Here is a 21,678-nt window from a genome sequence, read left to right on the forward strand (position 1 = left end):
GGGCGCGGGGCGGACCTGGAGCGGGGCCGACCGGGCCCGGGGCCGACCGGGCGCGCATCGGTCAGGCGCCTGAAACCGCGTCCCGGAACCCGTAGTTCGTCGCCGTCAGGCCGCCGTCCACGCGCAGCGTCGTCCCGGTGATCCAGGCCGCGTCGCGCGAGGCGAGAAAGGCGACGGCGGACGCGATGTCCTCCGGCTCGCCGACCCGGCCGAGCGGGTACAGGGCGCTCACCCGGGCCAGTTCGGCGTCGCGGCCCGCCCAGGCGTCCGTACGGACGGTGCCGGGAGCGACCAGGTTGACGCGTACGCCGCGCGGGCCCGCGTGGCCGGCCAGGGTGCGGGTCAGGCCGGCCAGGCCCGCCTTGGCGGCGCTGTAGCCGTGGTTGCCGAAGTCCTGCTCGCCGTTGACCGAACCGATGTTGACGATCGCGCCCCGGCCGGAGGCCACCAGGTGCGGGAGGGCGGCGCGGGCACAGCGGTAGGGGCCGGTGAGGGTGATGTCCAGGTCGCGCTGCCACGCCTCGTCCGGCTCGTCCTCGAAGAGCGGGACGTCGGTGGAGCAGGAGTACGCGTTGTTCACCAGCACGTCCAGGGAGCCGAAGGCGGCGACGGCGTGGGCCACGGCCGCCTCGACCGCCGCCCGGTCGGCCACGTCGCAGGGCAGCGACTCGGCGGCGCCGCCCGCCTCGCGTATCGCGGCGGCGGTGCGCTCCGCGCGGTCGCCGTCCAGGTCGGTGACCAGGACGCGGGCGCCCTCCGAGGCCAGCCGGCGGGCCGTGGCCGCGCCGATGCCCCGGCCCGCACCGGTGATGAGTACGCCGTATCCGTCGAACCGTGAACCAGCAGAGCCTTGAGGAGTCATATCGCCGACCGTACTGCCCTGACCAGGGCCTGGGCACGGGGATCGGCGGTGACTCCCTTCTGCAGACCGTTCGTCACATAGCCCAGGGCGATGCCGGATTCGGGGTCGGCGAACCCGAGCGAGCCGCCCCGGCCGGGGTGGCCGAACGAGCCGGGGGCGAGCAGCGGGGCCGCCGGGCCGTGCAGCATGTAGCCGAGGCCGAAGCGGGTGTTGACGACCAGGACCCGGTCGGGGCCCGCCGACTCCTCGGTGCGGGCCAGGGTGAGGGTGGCGGGGGCGAACAGGCGGTGGCCGTCGACCGGGCCGATCATCGCGGCGTAGCAGCGGGCCAGGGCGCGGGCGGTGGCGATGCCGTTGGAGGCGGGGAGTTCGGCCGCACGGTAGCCGGGGTCGTTCTCGTCGGGGAGCGGGTCGATGGCCCCGAAGGCGCGGCGGGTGAGGGACTGCGGGTCGCGGTAGGCCTCGCTGACGGAGCGCTTGGGGCGCAGGCGCAGGACGCCGCCGTCGCCCGGGGCGGCGGGCGGTTCGACCGGGCCGACCCGGCCCACCCGGTGCGCCTCGTCCGCCGGGAGGCCGAACCAGAAGTCCAGGCCGAGCGGGCGGGCGATCTCCTCGGCGATCCAGCGGCCGACGGTGCGGCCGGTGACCCGGCGCACCAGTTCGCCGATGAGCCAGCTGTAGGTCTGGGCGTGGTAGCCGTGGTCGGTGCCGGGCTCCCACTGGGGGCGCTGGGCGGCGACGGCCTGCGGTCCGCTGGTCCCGTCGGCCGCTTCGGAGGGGGTCAGCGGGCAGTCGAGCGCGGGGATGCCGGCCCGGTGGGAGAGGAGGTGGCGCACGAGTACGCGTTCCTTGCCGGCCGCCTTGAACTCCGGCCAGTACGTGCCGACCGGGGCGTCCAGGTCGAGCTGGCCGCGCTGGTGCAGCAGCAGCGGTACGGCGGCGGCGATGCCCTTGCCCGCCGAGCGGACGATCTGCACGGTGTCGACTGCCCAGGGTTCGACACCGTCGACATCTCTCGTACCGGCCCAGAGGTCGACGACCTTGTGCCCGTCCCGGTAGACCGCGACGGCCGCGCCGCGTTCGCCGCGCTGCTCGAAATTACGGATGAAAGCATCCCGGACCGGTTCGAATCCGGGCGCCACCGTGCCCCGTACGTCCACGCCTGCTCCTGCGCTCCCGCTCATCCCCCCATGGTGCATCCCGTCGCAGGTCACGGGTATGGCGGGTCACCTCATGTTCACAGTCGCGGAACATCCGGCGTGACGGAGCGCGGGTCGAAGCCGAAGGGCAGCTCCAGACGGTGCTCGCGCATCACCTTCTCGTCGCAGAGCAGGTCCTGGGTGCGGTCGTCGGCGGCGATGACGCCCTCGCTGAGGATCACCGCGCGCGTGCAGAGCTCCAGGGCGTACGGCAGGTCGTGGGTGACCATGAGGACGGTGACGTCCAGCGACCGCAGGATGTCGGCGAGCTCGCGTCGCGAGGCCGGGTCCAGGTTGGAGGACGGTTCGTCCAGGACGAGGATCTCCGGCCGCATGGCGAGGACGGTGGCGACGGCGACGCGGCGGCGCTGGCCGAAGGAGAGGTGGTGCGGCGGCCGGTTCGCGTACTCCGCCATGCCGACCTGCTTCAGCGCCTCGGTGACGCGTTCCTCCAGTTCGGCGCCGCGCAGCCCGGAGGCGGCCGGGCCGAAGGCGACGTCCTCGCGGACGGTGGGCATGAAGAGCTGGTCGTCGGGGTCCTGGAAGACGATGCCGACGCGGCGGCGGATCTCGGCGAGGTTGCGCTTCTCGACGGGGAGGCCCGCGACCCGGACGGTGCCCGCCCCGGCGTCGAGGATGCCGTTGAGGTGGAGCACGAGGGTGGTCTTGCCGGCGCCGTTGGGGCCGAGCAGGGCGACCCGCTCGCCCCGGGCGACCGTGAGGTCCACCCCGAAGAGCGCCTGGTGGCCGTCGGGGTAGGCGTAGGCGAGGCCGCTGACTTCCAGGGACGGCGCGGGGGCGGAGAGCTGACTCATAGGGTCCATCCCAGCAGACAGACGGCGAGGGCGAGCAAGGGGAGTACGGCGGCGTACGCCCACTGGGTCCGGGAGGCGGTCACCTCGTCGATGACCGGCATGGAGCCGGCGTAGCCGCGGCTGACCATCGCGAGGTGGACGCGTTCGCCGCGCTCGTAGGTCCGGATGAACAGGGCGCCCGCCGACTTGGCCAGCACACCCCACTGGCGTACGCCGCGCGCCTCGAAGCCTCGGGAGCGGCGGGCGATGGACATCCGGCGCATCTCGTCGGTGATCACGTCGCCGTACCGGATCATGAAGGAGGCGATCTGGACGAGCAGCGGCGGAAGCTTGAGCCGCTGGAGGCCGAGCAGCAGCGAGCGCAGTTCGGTGGTGGAGGCCAGGAGCACGGACGCGGCGACGCCGAGGGTGCCCTTGGCGAGGACGTTCCAGGCGCCCCAGAGGCCGGGGACGCTGACGGAGAGGCCGAGTACGTGGGTCTGCTCGCCGGGCACCACGAACGGCATGAGCAGCGCGAACGCGACGAACGGCACCTCGATGAGCAGCCGCTTGAGCAGGAAGCCCGCCGGGATGCGGGCGAACGCGGTGACCGCGCCGAGCAGCGCCGCGTACAGCGCGAACGCCCACATCGACTCGCGCGGCGTCGAGACGACGACCACGACGAAGCAGAAGGCGGCGGCGATCTTGCAGTGCGGCGGCAGGTCGTGGACCGGCGAGTGGCCGTGCCGGTAGAGCTTGTGCGCGTGACCGGCGCCCATGTCAGACGGATTCCTTCTCGGGCGCGGGGGCGTCCGGGGTGCGGCGGCGGCGGAGCACGTAGAAGACTCCGCTGCCGACCACGATGGTGGCGCCGACGCCGATCACTCCGGCGAGGCCGCCGGAGAGCCGGGCGTCGGAGACGTCCTTGACGCCGTAGTCGGCGAGCGGGGAGTCCTTGGCCGCGTGCTCCTCGGTCTTCTTGTCGATGCCCTGGTCGGCGGCGACCTTCTCCAGGCCGTCCGGGTTCGCGGAGGCGTAGTAGGAGACGAAGCCCGCCAGGACGAGGGCGGTGACCAGGCCGGCGGCCCAGATCCGCCGGTGGGAGCGGGCGGCGGCCGGGGCGGCGGCCGGCTGCTGGGCGGGGGCGTCGACGAGTTCGCCGTCGACCCGGAGCTTGAGCGAGGAGGTGAGCCCGCGGGCGCCGTGCACCAGGTCGGGGCGTACGGCGATGACGGCGCCGACGGTCAGCGCGGTGATCACGGCCTCGCCGATGCCGATCAGGACGTGGACCCCGGCCATCGCGGTGAAGACCTTGCCGATCGGGATGTCGGTGGTGCCGCCGATCCAGTAGATCAGCGTGAAGGCGCAGGCCGCGGCCGGTACGGAGACCAGGGCGGCGACGAAGGAGGCGACGGTCACGGAGCGGCGGGTCCTCGGCAGCACCCCGAGCAGCCCTCGGAAGAGGGCGTACGCGACGACGGTGGTCACGATGCCCATGTCGAGCACGTTCACGCCGAGCGCGGTGAGGCCGCCGTCGGCGAAGAGGATGCCCTGCATGAGCAGGACGACGGTCACGCAGAGCACGCCGGTGTACGGCCCGACCAGGATCGCGGCCAGCGCCCCGCCCAGCAGATGCCCGCTGGTGCCGGCCGCGACCGGGAAGTTCAGCATCTGCACGGCGAAGATGAACGCGGCGACGAGACCGGCGAGCGGCGCGGTGCGCTCGTCCAGTTCCCGCCGGGCACCCCGCAGGCTGACGGCGACCGCACCCGCGGCGACGACTCCGGCGGCGGCGGAGACGGGCGCGTTGATGAATCCGTCGGGTACATGCATGGAGGGGCTCCGCTTCCTGCGGTCCTGGCGTCGCTGCGGACGATGACGATGGCGATATCGATGGCGGTGACGACGACGATGACGACATGGGCGATGTCGTGAACCGCTCAATGATAGGACCTTGTTGCGAAGGCTTCGCAAGAGCGGCTGCGTCACAACTGCCTGTCAGGACCACCCGCCGTGCCCCTTGACGGAAATATGGGACATTGGATGGCGAAGCATTACGCACAGGAGGAGTCGTCCCATGCCCCCCGTGATCCATGAGCAGGCAGAGGCCTGGCTCGTCAACGACACCGACGACCTCCCGGCCGTCCCGGTCGACCTGCTGTACGACGCCGACAAGGACCCGCGAACCGTCCACGTCTCCTTCCCCGGCGGCGACGACTGGGCGTTCGGCCGCGATCTGCTGGAGGGCGGGCTGCGGGCCCCCACCGAGCGCGGCGGCATCCGCGTGTGGCCCTGCGGACGGACGCAGCTGGTCGTGGAGAACCACTCGGCGGACGGCGTCGAGGTGGTGCAGTTCGACAGCGCGCCGCTGATCCGCTTCCTGCACCGTACGCACGCCGGGAACACCAAGCCCCCCGCGCACGCCTGACGGAAGCCCGCCCGGCGGAAACCCGCATGGCGGAAGCCCCCGTGCCGGCCACTGGCCCGCACGGGGGCTTCCGTCATCACCCCGGTCCCCCGTCCCCACAGGTAACCGGCGCTTCCGGGGCCGCGCTCCGCTCAGGTGCGGACCCCGGAGGCTCTTGCCGCTCGGCTCAGACCCGGGTCAGCTCGCGCTCGCCCCCGGTGTCACCGCCGGGCACCTCGTCGAGCTGCTCGCGCAGCCCCTCGCCCTCCACGTCCACGTTCGGCAGGATCCGGTCCAGCCAGCGCGGCAGCGACCAGGCGCGGTGGCCGAGCAGGGCCAGGACCGCGGGCACGATCGCCATCCGGACCACGAACGCGTCGAAGAAGACGGCAATGGCGAGCGAGAAGCCGATCATCTTGACCATCTGCTCGCTGGAGCCGATGAAGCCGGAGAACACCGCCATCATGATCACGGCCGCGGCCGTGACGACCCGGGCGCCGTGCCGGAACCCGGTGACGATCGCCTGGCCGGGCTTCTCGCCGTGGACGTACGCCTCACGCATCCGGGTCACGAGGAAGACCTCGTAGTCCATCGCGAGGCCGAAGACCACGCCCACCATGAAGATCGGCATCATCGACATGATCGGACCGGTCTGCTCCACCCCGAAGAGCGAGCCGAGCCAGCCCCACTGGAAGACCGCGACGACCGCACCCAGGGCCGCTACGACCGAGAGCAGGAAGCCCAGGGCCGCCTTCAGCGGCACGAGCACCGAGCGGAAGACCACCATCAGGAGCAGGAAGGCCAGGCCGACGACGAGTGCCAGGTAGGGCAGCAGCGCGTCGTTCATCTTCTGCGAGAAGTCGATGTTCATCGCGGTGGACCCGGTGACCAGGACCTCGGCCCCGGTGTCGGACTTGATGTCCTTGCCCGCGTCCCGGATCGAGTGGACCACGTTCTCCGTGTCGACGGAGCTCGGCCGGTCCTTCGGGACGACGGTGATCATCGCGGTGTCGCCGGCCTTGTTGAACTGGGCCGGGGTGACGGCTGCGACGCCCTTGATGCCGGAGATCTCGTCCGAGACCTGCTGGGCGGCGGCCTTGCCGTCGGAGCTGTCCGCAGTGTCGACGACGACCATCAGCGGCCCGTTGAAGCCGGGGCCGAAGCCCTCGGAGAGCAGGTCGTAGGCGCGCCGCTGAGTGGTGCTGGTGGGCTGGGAGCCGTCGTCGGGCAGGCCCATCTCCAGGGACGCGGCCGGTACGGCGACCGTGCCGAGGCCGATGACGCCGACCAGCAGCACCCACACCGGCTTGCGGAGCACGAACCGCGCCCAGCGGGTGCCCATGTTCGGCTTGCCCTCGGCCCCGCCCGAGGTCTTGGACCCGCCCGGGGTCCCGGCCCCGGCCTGCGCCTCGGTGGCCTTGCGCGCCTTGCGTCCCATGACCCGCTTGCCCGCGAAGCCCAGCAGCGCCGGGACCAGGGTGAGCGCGATGAGTACGGCGATGGCGACCGTACCGGCCGCGGCGTAGCCCATCTTCGACAGCATCGGGATGTTCACGACGGCGAGGCCGACCAGCGCGATGACGACGGTGAGACCGGCGAAGACGACTGCGGAACCGGCCGTGCCGACGGCCCGTCCGGCCGCTTCCTCGTGCTCCCGGCCCTCGGCCAGCTCAGCGCGGTAGCGGGAGACGATGAACAGCGCGTAGTCGATGCCGACCGCGAGGCCGATCATCATCGCGAGGGTGGAGGTGGTGGAGCCCAGGTCCAGCACGTTCGCCAGCGCGGTGATCGTCGAGACTCCGATGCCGACCCCGATCAGGGCGGTGAGCAGCGGCAGCCCGGCGGCGATCAGCGAGCCGAAGGTGATGACCAGCACCACCGCGGCGATGGCGACACCGATGACCTCGGTGATCCCGGTCTCCGGGATCACCATGAGCGCGTCACCGCCGATCTCCACGGTCATCCCGCTCTTCTGCGCCGCGTGGCCCGCGTCCTCCAGGGCCTCACGGGTCTCGTCGGTCAGCTCCATCGAGCTGACCTTGTAGGAGACCGAGACGTACGCCGTGGAGCCGTTCTTGCTGACGGCGCCGGCGGTGTACGGGTCGGTGACCGAGGCGACCTGGTCGGAGCCCGACTTCAGCTCGCCGATGACCTTGCCGACCTCGGCCTTGTTCGCCGGGTCGGTCATCTTCTCGTCGCCGGGGGCCTTGAAGACGACCCGGGCGCTCGCACCGTCGGCACTGGCCCCGGGGAAGCGCTGTTCCAGCAGGTCGAAGGCGCGCTGCGCCTCCGTACCCGGAATCGAGAAGGAGCTTGAGGTGGCGGTGGACGCGGAGGCCGCGCCGAATCCGGCGAGCGCCAGCAGTGCCACCCAGATCAGGGCGACATAGCGGCGGCGCCGGAAGGCAAGCCGTCCGAGCTTGTAGAGGAATGTGGCCACGGAGGGGTACTCCCGGGTCAGGTCGTGAGTGGAAAAGGGCGTGAGGAACCAGCCCGACGACGAGAGCGGCGTGTCAGGTAGGGCTTGGGGAGGGCCCGTACGGAAGGACCGCACGGAGGCCGCACGGAGGGGACCGCACGGAGGCCGCACGGAGGGGACCGCACGGAGGCCGCACGGAGGGGACCGCACGGAAGGCCGTACGGAGGGGGCCGTACGAAGGGGCCGGGCCGCGCGGGGCGGCCCGGGGCTCAGACTCCGAGGGAAGGGAGAATCACGGAGTCCACGTAGTCGATGAGAAACGCCTGGTCGACGGAGCAGTCCTCGACCAGCTGCCGGGCGGCGAAAGCGCCGATCAGCATGTGCGGTACGTATTTCAGCGCCGGATTGTCCGGACGCACCTCGCCCCGGTCCACGGCCCGGCGCAGCAGTTGGTCGAGGCCGGTGATCTCCGGCTCGACCAGCAGCTCCCGCAGCGCCTGGTGCAGATCGGGATTCTCGTGGACGGCATGGCTCAGGCCCCGCATCAGCGCGGAGTCCTTCTCCATCTGGCAGTCGTCGGTACGGCTCAGTACGGCGTGGAAGTCGCCTTTCAGCGATCCGGTGTCGATCTCCGAGAGGGAGACCGGCTTGTTGTGCCGCAGGGCCTTGACGACCAGCTCCGGCTTGCTCCCCCACTGGCGGTAGAGGGTGGCCTTGCTGGAACGGGTGCGGGCGGCGACGGCGTCCATGGTCAGGGCGTCGTAACCGACCTCGCGGAGCAGGTCGAGCACGGCGTCGTACAGCTCGCCCTCGCGCTCGGGTGTGAGCCGGGTGCGGGCCATGTGCCGACCTCCTGTTCGGATGCTCGTACTGCTGTCACTCGTACGTCAGTCAATCGAACGAAACTGTTTCGTACACCTCGACCGTACCCCACCCTCCCAGCGAAACGAAATCGTTTCGCTGGTGTTCCGCACCACAGCCGATGCGCCACCACGAGTTGCCGGGGCCTCCCCGCGCGGAAAGCATTGGAGGGTGAGTGACGACGTCGCGTATCTCCGTTTCCCGCACCTCCACGACGACCTGCTCTGCTTCGCGGCCGAGGACGACCTCTGGGTCGCCCCCCTCGCGCCCGAGGGGGAGCGGCCCGGCCGCGCCTGGCGGCTGACCATCGACCGGACCCGGGTCAGCCACCCGCGCTTCTCCCCCGACGGGAGCCGCATCGCGTACACGACCTGGCGCACCCTGGATCCCGAGATCCATCTCGCGCCGGTGGACGGCGGCCCGGCCCGCCGACTCACCTACTGGGGCTCGACGGACACCCGGGTCTGCGGCTGGACCCCCGATCCCCCGGACGCCGCCCACATCCTCGCCGTGTCCTCGCACAGCCAGCCGTTCTCGCACGTCTCCTGGGCCTACAGCGTCCCCACCGACGGCAGCCCCGGCGGCAAGCTGCCCTGGGGCCCGGTCTCCGACATCGCGGTCGCCGACGTCGACGGCGAACGGCGCACCCTGCTGCTCACCGGCACCCCGCCGCACGAACCGGCCGCCTGGAAGCGGTACCGGGGCGGCGCGATGGGCCGGCTCTGGCTGCACGGCAAGCGGCTGCTCCCCGACATCGGCGGCCATCTCGCCTCGCCCATGTTCGTCGGCGGCCGGATCGCCTTCCTCTCCGACCACGAGGGCGTCGGCAACCTCTACTCCTGCCACCCCGACGGCACCGACCTGCGCCGCCACACCGACCACGACGCCTTCTACGCCCGGCACGCCTCCAGCGACGGGCACCGGGTCGTCTACCAGTGCGCGGGCGACCTGTGGCTGGTGGACGACCTGGCCTCGCCGGACGCGGTGCCGCGCAAGCTGGAGGTCCTGCTCGGCGGGCCGCGCACCGGGCGGCGCATCCACCAGGTCCCGGCCGCCAGCAACGTCGACTCGCTCTCCGTGGACGAGACGGGCCGGGCCAGCGCCGTCACCGTGCGCGGCAGCCTGTACTGGCTCACCCACCGCGACGGCCCGGCCCGCACCATCGCCGACACCCCGGGCGTCCGGGTCCGGCTGCCCGAGATGCTCGGCAGCGTCGGCCAGGTCGCGTACGTCACCGACGCCGACGGCGAGGACGCCATCGAGATCGCGTACCTGCCGCGGGCCAGTGGCGACCGCGCGCCGCGCCGGCTGGCCTCCGGGCAGCTCGGCCGGGTGCAGGAGCTGATCGCCGACCCGGACGGCGAACGCCTCGCCATCGCGACGAACGACGGGCGGCTGCTGCTCCTGGACACCAGCGAGGAGATCTCCGCCGCCGCGCCCGTCGAGCTGATCCGCTCCATCAACGGCCCGGTCCGCGACCTGGCGTTCTCCCCGGACGGCGCCTGGCTGACCTGGTCGCACCCCGGCATCGGCCGCTCGCTGCGCCAGATCAAGCTGGCCCGCATCCTGGGTACCGGGGCGCCCGTGATCGTCGACGTCACCAACGGCCGCTTCGAGGACGAGAACCCGGTCTTCACGGGCGACGGCCGCTATCTCGCCTTCCTGTCCTGGCGCGGCTTCGACCCGGTGTACGACGTCCACACCGGCGACCTCTCCTTCCCGCTGGGCTGCCGCCCGTACCTGGTGCCGCTCTCCTCCGCCACGCCCTCCCCGTTCGCCCTCTCCCCCGAGGGCCGTCCGGCGGCGGGCGGTCTCGACCCGGCCGACGATGCCGCCGACCTCGGCACGGGCGAGGGCCCGTCGACGGTGACCGTCGAGTTCGAGGGCCTGGAGAGCCGGGTGACGCCCTTCCCGGTCTCCGCGTCCAAGTACTCGGCCCTGCACCCGGTGAGCGGCGGCGGGCTGGTCTGGCTGCGCTGGCCGATCTCCGGCGCGCTCGGCGAGACCTTCGCCAACCCGGCGGACATGTCGGGCCGCCCCACCCTCGAACACTTCAACATCACCAAGGCCCGGAAGACCGAACTGGTCGGCCACCTCGACTGGTTCGCGGTCAGCGGCGACGCGACCCGGCTGGTCGTCATGGACGAGGGCGAGCTGCGCGCCGTCCCCGCCACCGAACCCGGCGACAGCGACACCACCGTCTACCTGGACCTGCGCCGCATCCTGCACGAGGTCGACCCGGCGGCGGAGTGGCGGCAGGCGTACGAGGAGGGCGGCCGCATCATCCGCTCCTACTTCTGGGACCCGGACATGTGCGGCATCGACTGGACGGCGGTGCTCGACCAGTACCGCCCGCTGGTCGAACGGGTCGCCTCCCCCGACGAGTTCGCCGACCTGATGCGCGAGGTCCTGGGCGAGCTGGGCACCTCGCACGCGTACGTGACCCCGGCCCGCCGCAACGAGGGCCCGCCGCACTACCAGCGGGCGATCGGCCTGCTCGGCGCGAACCTGGTGTGCCGGGACGGCGAGTGGATGATCCGGCGCATCCTGCCCGGCGACTCCTCCGACTCCAAGGCCCGTTCCCCGCTGGCCGGTACGGGCATCCGGGAGGGCGCGGTCCTCACCCATGTCGACGGCCGCCCCGTCGACCCGGTGGCCGGCCCCTACCCGCTCCTCACCGCGGCGGGCGGCACCACCGTCGAGCTCACCTTCCGTCCGGCCGGGGGCGAGGGCCCCGCCCGCCGGGTCGCCGTCGTACCGCTGGTCGACGAACGGCCGCTGCGCTACCAGGACTGGGTGGCCAAACGCCGGGACGTCGTACGGGAGCTGAGCGGCGGCAAGTGCGGCTACCTGCACATCCCCGACATGGGCGGATCGGGCTGGGCACAGTTCAACCGGGACCTGCGCATGGAGGTGTCCCGCCCGGCCCTGATCGTCGACGTGCGCGGCAACGCGGGCGGCCACATCAGCGAGCTGGTCGTCGAGAAGCTGACCCGCACCATCCTCGGCTGGGACCTGACCCGCAACGCCCAGCCCGTCAGCTACGCCTCCAACGCCCCGCGCGGCCCCGTGGTCGCCCTGGCCGACGAGGCGACGTCCTCCGACGGCGACATGATCACCGCCGCGTTCCGCCTGCTGAAGCTCGGTCCGGTGGTGGGCCAGCGGACCTGGGGCGGCGTGGTCGGCATGACCGGCCGGACCCGGCTGGGTGACGGCACGGTGATCACGGTGCCGATGAACGCGGCCTGGTTCGACACCTACGGCTGGTCGGTCGAGAACCACGGCGTGGAACCGGACCTGGAGGCGCTGCGCACCCCCCTGGACTGGGCGGAGGGACGGTACGCGGTGCTCGACGACGCGGTACAGGTGGCCCTGGACCTGCTGGCCGCCCAGCCGGCCGCGACCCCGCCGACGTACGACGACGTCCCGGACCGGCGACGCCCGCCACTGCCACCGCGCTAGGCGCTGTCCGGCCGACAGGCCCTGGCTCGTGTCGCACGTACCGCCCACGCCGCTGCGGGACGGGTGGCATGATCGAGGGTCGGTCGGTCGGTCGTCAGGGCGAGGGAGGGGCTTGGTGCGCGATCAACTCCTGGGAAACCGCTACCGGTTGGTGCGGCAGCTCGGCGAGGGCGGCATGGGGGAGGTCTGGGAGGCGCGGGACGAGACCCTGCACCGGCCGGTGGCGGTCAAGGTGGTCTCCCTGCTCGCCGGCGGCGGCAGCCGCGGCGGCGAGGCGCGCGCCCGGTTCCTGCGCGAGGCACGGCTCACCGCCCGCCTCCAGCACCCGGGCGTCGTCACCGTCCACGACCTCGGCGAGAGCGGCCCCGAGAGCGGCAACGCCCCTTTCCTGGTGATGGAGTTGGTCCAGGGCGCGACCCTGGATGCCAGGCTGCGCGAGGGCCCCGTCCCCCTGACGGAGGCGGCCCGGTGGGGCGTCGCGATCTGCGACGCGCTCGGCGACGCGCACGCGGACGGCATCCTGCACCGGGACATCAAGCCGTCCAACATCATGATCACCGCCGCCGGGACGGTGAAGGTCCTCGACTTCGGTGTCGCACGGGCCGCCGACCCCGGCGCGACCTCCGACCACCTGACCCGGACCGGATTCATCGTGGGCACGCCCCCGTACATGGCGCCCGAACAGGCCCGGGGCCACCCGGAACCGGCCAGTGATCTGTACGCGCTGGGCTGCCTGCTCTTCGAACTGGTCACGGGCCGACGGCCGTTCCTGGCCCCCGACACCGTGGGCTATCTGACGGCCCACCTGCTCGAGGAGCCGCCTACCCCCAGCTCGTTGGCCACGGGCATCCCCGGGGCCTGGGACGACCTCATCCTCCGCCTCCTGCGCAAGGAGCCGGCCGAGCGGTACGGGACCGCCGCCGAGGTCTCCCGGGCGCTGCGGCGGCTCAGCGGCGCCGCTGAGCCCGATCCCGACCCTGATCCCGAGCCCGAGCCCGAGCGCGGCCCCGAGCCCGCGCCACCGACCCTCCCGGTGGCCCCGCCTCCTCCGCCGCCGACGCCGCCGCCCGCCCGAACCGGTACCCCCGCCACGGTCAAAGCGGCGATCGCGAGTTCGGTCTGGCTCCTGATCGTGCTGGCGGCCACCTACGTGACCGTGATCAACATCAACGACATCAGCGACGGCCGGGACATCGCCACGGGCGCCGTCGCGGTCGTCCTCGCGACCGCGGTGCTCGTCGGCTATGTGAAGTTCCCGGTGGCGGGCCGGAGGCTGGGCCCAGGACCGGCGGAGCTCGTCCGGTTCCTCGTGCCGACAGCCCTGTTCGCCGCCTACGGCATGACGGCCGCGTCGTACATCGCCGAGTACTCGATCGAAGAGATGCTCGACAGAAGCTCCCTGGCCGTACTGTCCCTGACAGGTCTCCTGGTGTTCTCCGCGGTGCTCACGCCCCGCACGAAAGGCCCGACCCGCAAGGTGGGCTACGCGCTCGTGGGAGTCAACGCCATCGTGATGTTCCACGGCATGGTGGGCCTGCCAGGTCTTCACAAAACCGGTCAGGGCCTCTACGTCTTCGACCCTCAGCCGGTCACCGGGGCTCTGACCCTCCTGTCCATCGCGCTGTACTGCGTCCGCGCGTCCGTGACCCGCTCGGCCGCCCGCCGAGCGGACCTCGCACAGAGCCAGGAGTGATCTGGCTCACCCCCTGTCACAGCTCCGCACCCCCCGGTGTCTTGATGCCAAAAGCAGGCAACGGAACCGGACGGAGACGCAGACACCATGAACAAGAACACCGGCGTGGTCGTGATCGGCGGAGGTTACGCGGGCGTCACCGCCGCCAACCGGCTGGCCCAGCAGGCAGACCTGACCGTGACACTGATCAACCCGCGCCCCGACTTCGTCGAGCGCATCCGCCTCCACCAACTGGCCGGTGGAAGCAATGACGCCGTCGTCGACTACGCGGACGTCCTGGCCGGGAACGTCCGGCTGGTGGTCGACAGCGTGGCGACGATCGACGCGGCCGGGCGCGGCGTGGAACTGGCGGGCGGCTCGACGGTCGGCTACGACTACCTGATCTACGCGGTGGGCAGCGGCAGCGCCGTACCGGACGTGCCCGGCGCGGCGGAGTTCGCCCACCCGATCGCCACCCTGGAGGAGGCACGGCGGCTGCGGCCGGCCCTCGACGCCGCGCCCGCGACGGCCCCGGTGACCGTGGTCGGCTCGGGCCCGACCGGCATCGAGACCGCCGCCGAACTGGCCGAGGAGGGCCGGGCCGTGACCCTGGTCTGCGGCGAGGAGCTCGGCCCGTACCTGCACCCCCGGGGCCGCCGCGCGGTCGCCCGGACCCTCGCCGAGCTCGGCGTGACCGTGATCGAGGGCCCCGGCGCGCGAGTCGCTGCCGTGACCGCCGATGCCGTGCGGCTCGACGACGGCCGCGAACTCCCCAGCCGGGTCACCGTCTGGGCCGCCGGATTCAGCGTGCCGGACCTGGCCGCCCGCAGCGGGCTGAGCACCGACGCCGTGGGCCGCCTGCGCACCGACGAGACCCTGACGAGCGTGGACGACCCGCGCATCGTGGCGGCCGGGGACGCGGCGGCACCGGCCGACGCGCCGTTCCGGATGAGCTGCCAGGCCGCGGGCCAGCTGGGTTCGCGCGCCGCCCGCACGGTGCTCAGCCGGATCGCGGGCGAGCAACCCGCGCCCCTGAAGGTGCGGTTCGCCGGCCAGTGCATGAGCCTGGGCCGCCGCACCGGGATCTTCCAGTTCGCCTCGATGGACGACCACGCCAACCCGCTTTACCTGGGCGGCCGCCCCGGTGCGAAGCTCAAGGAGATCGTCTGCAAGGCCACCGTCAAGCAGCTGGTGAACGAGGCCCGCAAGAGCGGCCCGCGCGCCGAACGCGCCAAGGCACCTGCCCCCGCCGGACAGACGGCCTGAGAGCTCAGAGCCGCGAGCCGGGCTCCGAAGAGAGGCAAGAAGTGAACGACGACCACGCCACCACCGACCCGGCGACCGAGGCTTTCGTCGCCCATCGCAACCTGCTCTTCACCGTCGCCTACGAGATGCTCGGGTCGGCGGCCGACGCGGAGGACGTCCTCCAGGAGACCTGGCTGCGATGGGTCGAGGTCGACCTGGAAAAGGTGCAGGACCAGCGCGCCTATCTGGTCCGGATCACCACCCGGCAGTCCCTCAACCGGCTGCGCACGCTGTCGCGCCGCAAGGAGGCGTACGTCGGCCCCTGGCTTCCCGAACCGGTGCTCACCGCGCCGGACGTGGCCGAGGACGTCGAGCTCGCCGAGAGCGTGTCGATGGCCCTGATGCTCGTCCTGGAAACCCTGTCGCCGACGGAACGCGCCGTGTTCGTGCTGCGCGAGGTCTTCGCCGTCGACTACGACGAGATCGCCGCCGCCGTCGAGAAGACCCCGGCGGCCGTCCGCCAGATCGCGCACCGCGCCCGCCGCCACGTCGACGCCCGCCGCCCCCGTGCGGCGGTCTCGGCGAGCGTGTCCCGGGCGGCGGTGGACTCGTTCCGGCGCGCCCTGGAGACCGGGGACCTCCAGGGCCTCCTGGACGTGCTCGCCCCCGACGTGGTCCTCCTCGGCGACGGCGGCGGCATCAAGCAGGCCGCCCGACGGCCGATCATCGGCGCCGACAAGGTGGCCCGTTACCTCGTCGGCGGCGCCGGCAAGCAGACCGCCACGATCACCATCAGCCCCACCCTGGCCAACGGGCACCCGGCGTTCCTGCTGCGCCTGGACGGCGTCATCGACGGCGTCGTGGCCTTCCGGATCGAGGACGCCCACATCACCGGCCTCTACTACGTACGCAACCCGGAGAAGCTCACCCGCGTCGACTCCGAGACCCCGCTCACCCTGCGCTGATCCCCTTCACCGGTCCGTCCTCCGCCGGGGGACGGACCGGGGGCCCGCAGCTCGCACCAGACCGTCTTCCCGTACGGCCCCTGCTCGATCCCCCACCGCAGCGCCAACGCGTCCACGAGCACCAGACCCCGCCCCGACTCGTCACCGGCGGACGCGGTACGCAACGCGGGCCAGGCGCACGGCTCGGGATCGCTGAGTTCGACCCTGACCCTGCCGGTACGCGTACCGCTCACCCGGAGCGTGACCGGCGTCCCCTCCCCGAGATGCACGATCACATTGGTCAGCAACTCGCTGACGCAGAGCAGCAGATCGGGCGAGTCCACGCCCCCGCACCGCTCCCTCAGGGTGCGCCGCATCTCCGGTACGGCCTTCGGCACGGCGAGCAGGTCCACCGAGATCGGCAACGGGCTCATCCCCCGGCCGCCGAACGCAGCACCTCGGCCATCCTGCGCGCGGTCGCCAGATTGCAGTTCCCGAGCGAGACCAGTGGCGGCCGGGTCGCCCTCGCCGCGAAGGTCAGCGGTTCGACACCGAGCGAGGGCAGGGTGATGCCGTGCGCGGCAAGCGCGTCACGGAGCGCGTCGATGTCCGGACCGATGTCGTGGCCGGTGAGGCCGTACGTGTCGCCCATGGGGGAAGTCCACCTTTCGTTGCTGACTGTGACGAACGCCTCACACGCTGCCGCACCGACCTCTACCGTGAAAGGACTTCACGCTCCACAAGGCACAGCGCGAAAGGCGGTCAACAGTGGCCACACGCAAGGAGATCGACGGCTCGGCGGGCGTCCCGGAGTTCTACGGCAAGGAACTCCGCTTCAAGCGGGAGGAGGCGGGCCTGACCCTGGAGAAGCTGGTGGACGGCAGCTTCTACGGCATCACGTACCTGAGCGAGATCGAGCACGGCCACCGCCGGATGCCCGAGGACCTGGCCCAGCACGTGGACCGAGTGTTGGGGACGGACGGGTTCTTCGGGCGGCGGTGCGGGGACGTGCGGAAGGCCCGGCGCAAGGGGCACGCGGGCTACTTCGAGCGCGTGCTGGAGACCGAGAAGAAGGCCGAAACCATCAACGAATGGTCTCCGACAGTCTTCCCCGGCCTGCTTCAGACAGAGCCGTACGCGCGGGCCTTGTTCCGCGTCGAGCGGACGCCAGACCTGCCGGAAGAGATCGACGCCAAGGTCAATGCGCGACTGGAACGGGCACAACTCTTCGAGAAGAACCACCGGACCCCGCAGTACTGGGCCGTTCTCCCCGAGTCGCTGCTGTGGATGCCGATCCTGCCGCCACAGGAGATGGCCGAGCAGCTCGACCACGTCGCTGCTCTCACCAGGAGAAGCCGGATCATTACGCAGATCCTTCCGTGGAACACGGGAGCGCACACGCTCATGCTGAACAACGCCATGCTGCTGGACTTCCCGGATGCTCCCCCGCTCTTCTACACGGAGGGCCAGCACCACGGAAACACCATCGACGATCCGACGATCGTGAAGCAGTATCGGAGGTCGTACGATCTCCTCCGGGCTGCCGCCCTGTCTCCGGAGGAATCCCTCGCCATGATCGAAAAAGCAACAGAGGACTACCGAAATGGTGCGCACCCAAATCGACTTGAACGCCGCTACCTGGCGTAGGAGCAGCTACAGCAACACTTCGGGCGGCAACTGCGTGGAAGTCGCCGAGGGATTCGCCCGCTGGCGCAAGAGCAGCCACAGCAACACCTCCGGCGGCGACTGCCTCGAAGTCGCGGACGGCCACCAGGACCTCGTCCCCGTACGCGACTCCAAGCGCCCCGAAGGACCCGTGCTCGTCATCCCCGCGTCCGCGTGGACGCCGTTCGTCGAGGCCGTCAAGGCGTCCTGAGCACTGGGCAATCCTCGGGGACCGGAGCGTCAGTAGGGCAGGCCCTCGGAGGCCGCGCGCAGTGCGGCAATGAGGCATGTGGCGATTTCGCTCCCCGCTGCCCCGGGGTCTTCCGCGTACCGGCGGGCGAAGTCCTCCGATGCCGCGCGCAGTGCGCCGTTGAAGGTCGCCGCGTGCACCTTGATCCGGAGGTCTTCGGCGCTGCCGCCGGAGCGCTGGGCGAGGAGTTGCCCGAGGACGGGGAGCGCGTCGTCGTGGGCCTGGAGCCAGACGGCGCGCAGTGCCGGGTCGGTGGTGGTCATACGGATGAGGTCGAGGATGACCGGGGCCCCGTCGGGCAGCTCGCCGACGCTCAGGGATTGCGTGACGAAGTCCAGCAGGCCGATGTCCCCCGGCCAGTGGCGCAGTTGGTCCATGGCGAACTCAAGCCCTGCGGAGAGCAGCGGCAGTACGCAGCTCTCCTTGGTGGGGAAGTGGCGCCACAGGGTGCGGGAAGAGATGCCCACGGCCTGGGCGATCTGCTCGCCCGTCGTGCCGGTGACGCCCTGCGAGGCGAACAGGCGGACAGCCGCACCAGCGATCTCGAAGCGGAGAGCCGCCTTGCGCCGCTCGGCGAGCGACGGCCTGACATCGGCCTGAACTGCCCGCCCGTGCCCCGCGGATGACGCTTCGCCCACCCTCGCCCCCGCTCTCCGTCCTTGCCGCCGCAGCATAGCGAGCCATTCGAAAATGGCGCATGCCGACGCCTTGTCACTCACTGACACACAGACTTACCCTGCGGTAAGTAACTCGCGAGTAACTGTGCTGATTCTCCCGGCATTTGGCGTGCGCGCCGTATCGGACGCAGCCAGGCGACATCGATCACCCAAACGACGAACGAGGAGCCCGACATGAGCCGCACGAAGACCCGTTCTCGTTCCACCCCCACTCCCCTCCCCACCACCGGCCGTGGCCGCCGGGCCGGCCTGCGCCTACTGGCTGCCGCCGCCGTCGCCGGTACCGTCTGCGCCGGCCTTTCGGCCGTACCGGCCACCGCCGCCACGACGGATCCCGTCGTCTCCCGCGGGGTGACCATCCCCGCTTTCTACACCCCACCCGCCGAACTCCCGTCCACAAACGGAGCGTTGATCCGCACCGAAGCCCTGCCGCTGGGGCTGCAGATCCCCGGTCTGGACGGCCGCCCGATGCCGGGCACCGCGACCCGACTGATGTACAAGTCCACCGACTCGGCCGGACAGCCCGTCGCCGTGACCGGCGCCTACATCGAGCCCTCGGCCGCCTGGAAGGGCACCGGGCCGCGCCCCCTGGTCGCGCTGGCCTCGGGCACCATGGGCCAGGGCGACCAGTGCGCGCCGTCCTTCTCCCTGCAGCACCCGCTGACCCTCAACGGCGACACCGTGTCCGTGGGCTACGAGGCCCTGGCGATCTACCGGCTCCTGTCGACCGGGGCCGCGGTCGTCGTGACCGACTATGTCGGCCTCGGCACCACCGACCGCCTGCACACCTACGTCAACCGCGTCGACGAGGCGCACGCCCTGCTGGACGCGGCCCGCGCCGCCCGCTCCGTACCCGGCGCGTCGGTCACCGCGGCTTCGAGGACCGGCCTGTACGGATACAGCCAGGGCGGCGGTGCCACTGCCGCGGCCGCCGAACTCCAGCCCTCCTACGCACCCGACGTCCCGCTCTCCGGCACCTACTCCGGCGCACCCCCGGCGGACCTGGTCGCGGTCATGAAGGGGATCGACGGCAGCGCGCTCGCCGGTGCGCTGGCCTGGTCGATCAGTGGATTCGCCCAGGCCGACCCCGACCTGCGGGCGGTTGTCGACGCGAACATCAGCGCCACCGGCAAGGCCGCGCTGGCGGACGCCTCGACGATGTGCGTCGGCGACGCGCTGCTCGGCTACGGCTTCACCAAGAGCACCAAGTGGACCAACAGCGGTAAGTCCATCGGGGACATCATCGCCGCCGATCCCCGCGCGAAGGCGGCCCTGGAGAAGCAGCGCATCGGCACGCTCAAGCCTGCCGGGCCCGTACGGCTGGCCACCGGCGTCCAGGACGACATCGTGCCCCACTCCCAGGCCCGAAAGCTCGCCGTCGACTGGTGCGGCAAGGGCGCCGACGTCACCTACGACGCCATCGTGCTGCCGAACCTCGGCGACAAGATCCTCACCAACCACCTCGTACCGCTCATCACCGACCAGGGCGACGCCATCTCCTGGCTGACCGACCGCCTCTCCGGCAAGGCCGCCACCTCCAACTGCTGGTCCATGCCCATCCAGCCCTGACCCCACCGCCCGTGCGCCGGAAGGGCGGCCGAACTCCGGGCCGCCCCCTCCGCCCGACCCCCTACCCGCGTCACGAACGTGACACCTGACCCCACGTTCGAGACGTTCCGCCGCTTGGTACAGCAACGGCCGGGCCGCCGACACCGGCCAGGTGCGGTCCGGCGGCGGATGTTCCCGGTTCCCGACCCCCGAAACGCCCGATCACCAGCTCTTCGGCCCCTCCGCTCCCTACACTTCGCCATGTGCCTGACAGCCATGGCACACCGCACCTCACCGCACCACTCCCACGAACGGCACACCCCGAGGGGGCGAGCAGCGCATGACCGAGCCCGAGAGCACGGGACACGACAACGCGGTTCACGGCAACGCGGGTCACGACAGCGCAGGACACGACAGTGCGGGTCACGACAGTGCGGGTCACGAATACGACGTCGTCATCAGCGGATCCGGCCTCGCCGGCAGCGCCGCGGCCGTCCTGCTCGCTCGACGCGGTGTCCGTGTCGCACTGCTGGAACGCCGCTCGGACCCCGAGGCGTACAAGGTGCTCTGCACCCACTCCATCACGGCCAACGCCTACCCGGTGCTGGACGAACTCGGCCTCGTCCCCGCGCTTGAGAACGCGGGAGCGGTCCACAACGACGCCCGCTGGCACACCTCTTGGGGCTGGATCGAGCCGAAGTCCGCCCCCGGGGGTCCCGAGCTGCCGCACGGGTACAACGTCCGGCGCAGCACCCTCGACCCGTTGATCAGGTCCCGTGCGGCGGAGACGCCCGGCGTCGATCTGCTGCTCGGCCACCGTGTGACCGGGCTGCTCCGGGAAGCCGGGCGAACCGTGGGCGTGCGTGCGTCGACGCCGCAGGGCGAGCGCGAGATCCGGGCCCGTCTGGTGGTCGGTGCCGACGGCAAGGACTCGGCCGTGGCGAAGTTCGCGGAGGTGCCCGCCAAGCAGTACGAGAACGGGCGGTTCGGCTATCTCGCGCACTTCCGGAACCTTCCGCTGCCTGGCGGGGTCGGTCAGGCCTGGTTCCTCGACCCCGACATGGCGTACGCGTTCCCGAACGACGACGGAGTGACGGTCCTCGCGGTGCTCCCGGACAAGAAGCGGCTGCCGGCCTTCAAGGAGGATCTGGAGGGCAGCTTCCTCGACTTCATCCGCGCTCTGCCCGAGGCGCCGCCCATCGACTCCGCCGAGCAGGTCTCGAAGATCATCGGCACGGTCGACTACCCGCTCCACACCCGCAGGCCGACCGCACCGGGCGTCGCGCTCATCGGCGACGCCGCCCTGACCAGCGACCCCCTGTGGGGCGTGGGATGCGGATGGGCCCTGCAGACCGCGCAGTGGCTGACGGAGGCGGTCGCGCCGACCGCGACCGGGCTCCAGGCGGACCTCGACGCCTCCCTCACTGCGTACGCACGCACGCACCGGCGCCGGCTGACCGGCCACCAGCAGCTGGCCGCCGACTACGCCAAGTCCCGTCCGTTCAAGGCCATGGAACGGCTGATGTTCTCGGCGGCGGCGCGCGACGCGGCGCTTGCGCGGCACATGTACCTGTTCGCGGCCCGCCTGATCGGTCCGCTGCGCTTCCTGAGCCCCGTGGCGCTGACCAGGGCCCTGGCCGTCAACGTCAAGCACCGCAGGGCGAATCCCTGAT

Annotated in this window: 19 protein-coding genes; 9 read left to right on the plus strand and 10 right to left on the minus strand. The window is 71.7% G+C overall.

Annotated features, from left to right (window positions below):
- Positions 1–61: 61 nt before the first annotated feature.
- From ACFYY1_RS15285 to ACFYY1_RS15305, 5 genes are all read right to left on the minus strand, one after another.
- Positions 62–862 carry an SDR family NAD(P)-dependent oxidoreductase gene (locus tag ACFYY1_RS15285; RefSeq protein ID WP_388585001.1) on the minus strand — a complete coding sequence of 267 codons (801 nt, stop codon included), beginning with the start codon at positions 860–862 and terminating at the stop codon, positions 62–64.
- Positions 859–2,022 (minus strand): serine hydrolase domain-containing protein, encoded by a 1,164-nt coding sequence (locus tag ACFYY1_RS15290; RefSeq protein WP_388585512.1) that lies wholly within the window; start codon positions 2,020–2,022, stop codon positions 859–861. Before ACFYY1_RS15290 ends, ACFYY1_RS15285 begins: the two co-directional genes overlap by 4 nt.
- A 77-nt stretch (positions 2,023–2,099) precedes the next feature.
- Positions 2,100–2,876 (minus strand): energy-coupling factor ABC transporter ATP-binding protein, encoded by a 777-nt coding sequence (locus ACFYY1_RS15295; RefSeq protein ID WP_388585003.1) that lies wholly within the window; start codon positions 2,874–2,876, stop codon positions 2,100–2,102.
- Complete coding sequence (gene cbiQ / locus ACFYY1_RS15300; RefSeq protein ID WP_388585006.1) at positions 2,873–3,634, minus strand: cobalt ECF transporter T component CbiQ; 762 nt, start codon at positions 3,632–3,634, stop codon at positions 2,873–2,875. The genes ACFYY1_RS15295 and cbiQ overlap by 4 nt, the downstream gene beginning before the upstream one ends.
- A gap of 1 nt (position 3,635) precedes the next feature.
- A complete protein-coding gene (locus ACFYY1_RS15305; RefSeq protein ID WP_388585009.1) occupies positions 3,636–4,688 on the minus strand; it encodes an energy-coupling factor ABC transporter permease in 1,053 nt (350 codons plus the stop codon).
- Between the two features lie 244 nt (positions 4,689–4,932).
- Here ACFYY1_RS15305 and ACFYY1_RS15310 point away from each other — a divergent pair, with 244 nt between their 5' ends.
- Positions 4,933–5,283 carry an SsgA family sporulation/cell division regulator gene (locus tag ACFYY1_RS15310; RefSeq protein ID WP_388585012.1) on the plus strand — a complete coding sequence of 117 codons (351 nt, stop codon included), beginning with the start codon at positions 4,933–4,935 and terminating at the stop codon, positions 5,281–5,283.
- Between the two features lie 166 nt (positions 5,284–5,449).
- On the opposite strand, the gene ACFYY1_RS15315 is transcribed toward ACFYY1_RS15310, so the two are convergent.
- The gene (locus ACFYY1_RS15315; protein ID WP_388585014.1) at positions 5,450–7,702 is read right to left on the minus strand and encodes an MMPL family transporter; all 2,253 of its coding nucleotides are present in this window, start codon (positions 7,700–7,702) and stop codon (positions 5,450–5,452) included.
- 248 nt (positions 7,703–7,950) lie between these two features.
- The gene (locus ACFYY1_RS15320; protein ID WP_388585017.1) at positions 7,951–8,523 is read right to left on the minus strand and encodes a TetR/AcrR family transcriptional regulator; all 573 of its coding nucleotides are present in this window, start codon (positions 8,521–8,523) and stop codon (positions 7,951–7,953) included.
- Positions 8,524–8,713: 190 nt separating this feature from the next.
- On the opposite strand from ACFYY1_RS15320, the gene ACFYY1_RS15325 reads away from it, so the two are divergent.
- From ACFYY1_RS15325 to ACFYY1_RS15340, 4 genes are all read left to right on the plus strand, one after another.
- Positions 8,714–12,004: a S41 family peptidase gene (locus ACFYY1_RS15325; protein WP_388585020.1), complete on the plus strand. Its 3,291-nt coding sequence runs from the start codon at positions 8,714–8,716 to the stop codon at positions 12,002–12,004.
- Between the two features lie 115 nt (positions 12,005–12,119).
- A complete protein-coding gene (locus ACFYY1_RS15330) occupies positions 12,120–13,697 on the plus strand; it encodes a serine/threonine-protein kinase (protein WP_388585023.1) in 1,578 nt (525 codons plus the stop codon).
- Positions 13,698–13,784: 87 nt separating this feature from the next.
- Positions 13,785–14,942 carry an NAD(P)/FAD-dependent oxidoreductase gene (locus tag ACFYY1_RS15335; RefSeq protein WP_388585026.1) on the plus strand — a complete coding sequence of 386 codons (1,158 nt, stop codon included), beginning with the start codon at positions 13,785–13,787 and terminating at the stop codon, positions 14,940–14,942.
- Positions 14,943–14,983: 41 nt separating this feature from the next.
- Positions 14,984–15,886, plus strand: coding sequence for an RNA polymerase sigma-70 factor (locus ACFYY1_RS15340; RefSeq protein ID WP_356083144.1), 903 nt, complete (start codon positions 14,984–14,986; stop codon positions 15,884–15,886).
- On the opposite strand, the gene ACFYY1_RS15345 is transcribed toward ACFYY1_RS15340, so the two are convergent.
- Both ACFYY1_RS15345 and ACFYY1_RS15350 read right to left on the minus strand, forming a co-directional pair.
- Entirely contained in the window at positions 15,823–16,299 is a 477-nt protein-coding gene (locus tag ACFYY1_RS15345) for an ATP-binding protein (RefSeq protein WP_388585029.1), read from the minus strand. The two genes, ACFYY1_RS15340 and ACFYY1_RS15345, sit on opposite strands and share 64 nt — an antisense overlap.
- Positions 16,296–16,517 (minus strand): hypothetical protein, encoded by a 222-nt coding sequence (locus ACFYY1_RS15350; RefSeq protein ID WP_388585031.1) that lies wholly within the window; start codon positions 16,515–16,517, stop codon positions 16,296–16,298. Before ACFYY1_RS15350 ends, ACFYY1_RS15345 begins: the two co-directional genes overlap by 4 nt.
- A 116-nt stretch (positions 16,518–16,633) precedes the next feature.
- Here ACFYY1_RS15350 and ACFYY1_RS15355 point away from each other — a divergent pair, with 116 nt between their 5' ends.
- Positions 16,634–17,512 (plus strand): helix-turn-helix domain-containing protein, encoded by an 879-nt coding sequence (locus ACFYY1_RS15355; RefSeq protein WP_388585034.1) that lies wholly within the window; start codon positions 16,634–16,636, stop codon positions 17,510–17,512.
- Entirely contained in the window at positions 17,469–17,741 is a 273-nt protein-coding gene (locus ACFYY1_RS15360; RefSeq protein WP_388585037.1) for a DUF397 domain-containing protein, read from the plus strand. Before ACFYY1_RS15355 ends, ACFYY1_RS15360 begins: the two co-directional genes overlap by 44 nt.
- 29 nt (positions 17,742–17,770) lie before the next feature.
- Here the strand turns inward: ACFYY1_RS15360 and ACFYY1_RS15365 are convergent, their stop codons facing one another.
- The gene (locus tag ACFYY1_RS15365) at positions 17,771–18,418 is read right to left on the minus strand and encodes a TetR family transcriptional regulator (RefSeq protein WP_388585039.1); all 648 of its coding nucleotides are present in this window, start codon (positions 18,416–18,418) and stop codon (positions 17,771–17,773) included.
- Positions 18,419–18,631: 213 nt separating this feature from the next.
- On the opposite strand from ACFYY1_RS15365, the gene ACFYY1_RS15370 reads away from it, so the two are divergent.
- The gene (locus ACFYY1_RS15370) at positions 18,632–20,026 is read left to right on the plus strand and encodes a lipase family protein (RefSeq protein ID WP_388585041.1); all 1,395 of its coding nucleotides are present in this window, start codon (positions 18,632–18,634) and stop codon (positions 20,024–20,026) included.
- Positions 20,027–20,345: 319 nt separating this feature from the next.
- Positions 20,346–21,677, plus strand: coding sequence for an NAD(P)/FAD-dependent oxidoreductase (locus tag ACFYY1_RS15375; protein ID WP_388585044.1), 1,332 nt, complete (start codon positions 20,346–20,348; stop codon positions 21,675–21,677).
- Position 21,678 lies beyond the last annotated feature (1 nt).

The organism is Streptomyces sp. NPDC001890 (genome assembly GCF_042891445.1).
In the GTDB taxonomy this organism is placed as follows: Bacteria; Actinomycetota; Actinomycetes; order Streptomycetales; family Streptomycetaceae; genus Streptomyces.

What these genes read in the sequence shown, in the direction of transcription:
- ACFYY1_RS15310 (WP_388585012.1), top strand. Translation starts at nt 4,933, where the DNA reads ATGCCCCCCGTGATCCATGAGCAGGCAGAGGCCTGGCTCGTCAACGAC.
- ACFYY1_RS15375 (WP_388585044.1), top strand. Translation starts at nt 20,346, where the DNA reads ATGACCGAGCCCGAGAGCACGGGACACGACAACGCGGTTCACGGCAAC.
- ACFYY1_RS15345 (WP_388585029.1), bottom strand. Translation starts at nt 16,299, where the DNA reads ATGAGCCCGTTGCCGATCTCGGTGGACCTGCTCGCCGTGCCGAAGGCC.
- ACFYY1_RS15285 (WP_388585001.1), bottom strand. Translation starts at nt 862, where the DNA reads ATGACTCCTCAAGGCTCTGCTGGTTCACGGTTCGACGGATACGGCGTA.
- ACFYY1_RS15305 (WP_388585009.1), bottom strand. Translation starts at nt 4,688, where the DNA reads ATGCATGTACCCGACGGATTCATCAACGCGCCCGTCTCCGCCGCCGCC.
- ACFYY1_RS15320 (WP_388585017.1), bottom strand. Translation starts at nt 8,523, where the DNA reads ATGGCCCGCACCCGGCTCACACCCGAGCGCGAGGGCGAGCTGTACGAC.
- ACFYY1_RS15370 (WP_388585041.1), top strand. Translation starts at nt 18,632, where the DNA reads ATGAGCCGCACGAAGACCCGTTCTCGTTCCACCCCCACTCCCCTCCCC.
- cbiQ (WP_388585006.1), bottom strand. Translation starts at nt 3,634, where the DNA reads ATGGGCGCCGGTCACGCGCACAAGCTCTACCGGCACGGCCACTCGCCG.
- ACFYY1_RS15350 (WP_388585031.1), bottom strand. Translation starts at nt 16,517, where the DNA reads ATGGGCGACACGTACGGCCTCACCGGCCACGACATCGGTCCGGACATC.
- ACFYY1_RS15335 (WP_388585026.1), top strand. Translation starts at nt 13,785, where the DNA reads ATGAACAAGAACACCGGCGTGGTCGTGATCGGCGGAGGTTACGCGGGC.
- ACFYY1_RS15360 (WP_388585037.1), top strand. Translation starts at nt 17,469, where the DNA reads ATGGTGCGCACCCAAATCGACTTGAACGCCGCTACCTGGCGTAGGAGC.
- ACFYY1_RS15295 (WP_388585003.1), bottom strand. Translation starts at nt 2,876, where the DNA reads ATGAGTCAGCTCTCCGCCCCCGCGCCGTCCCTGGAAGTCAGCGGCCTC.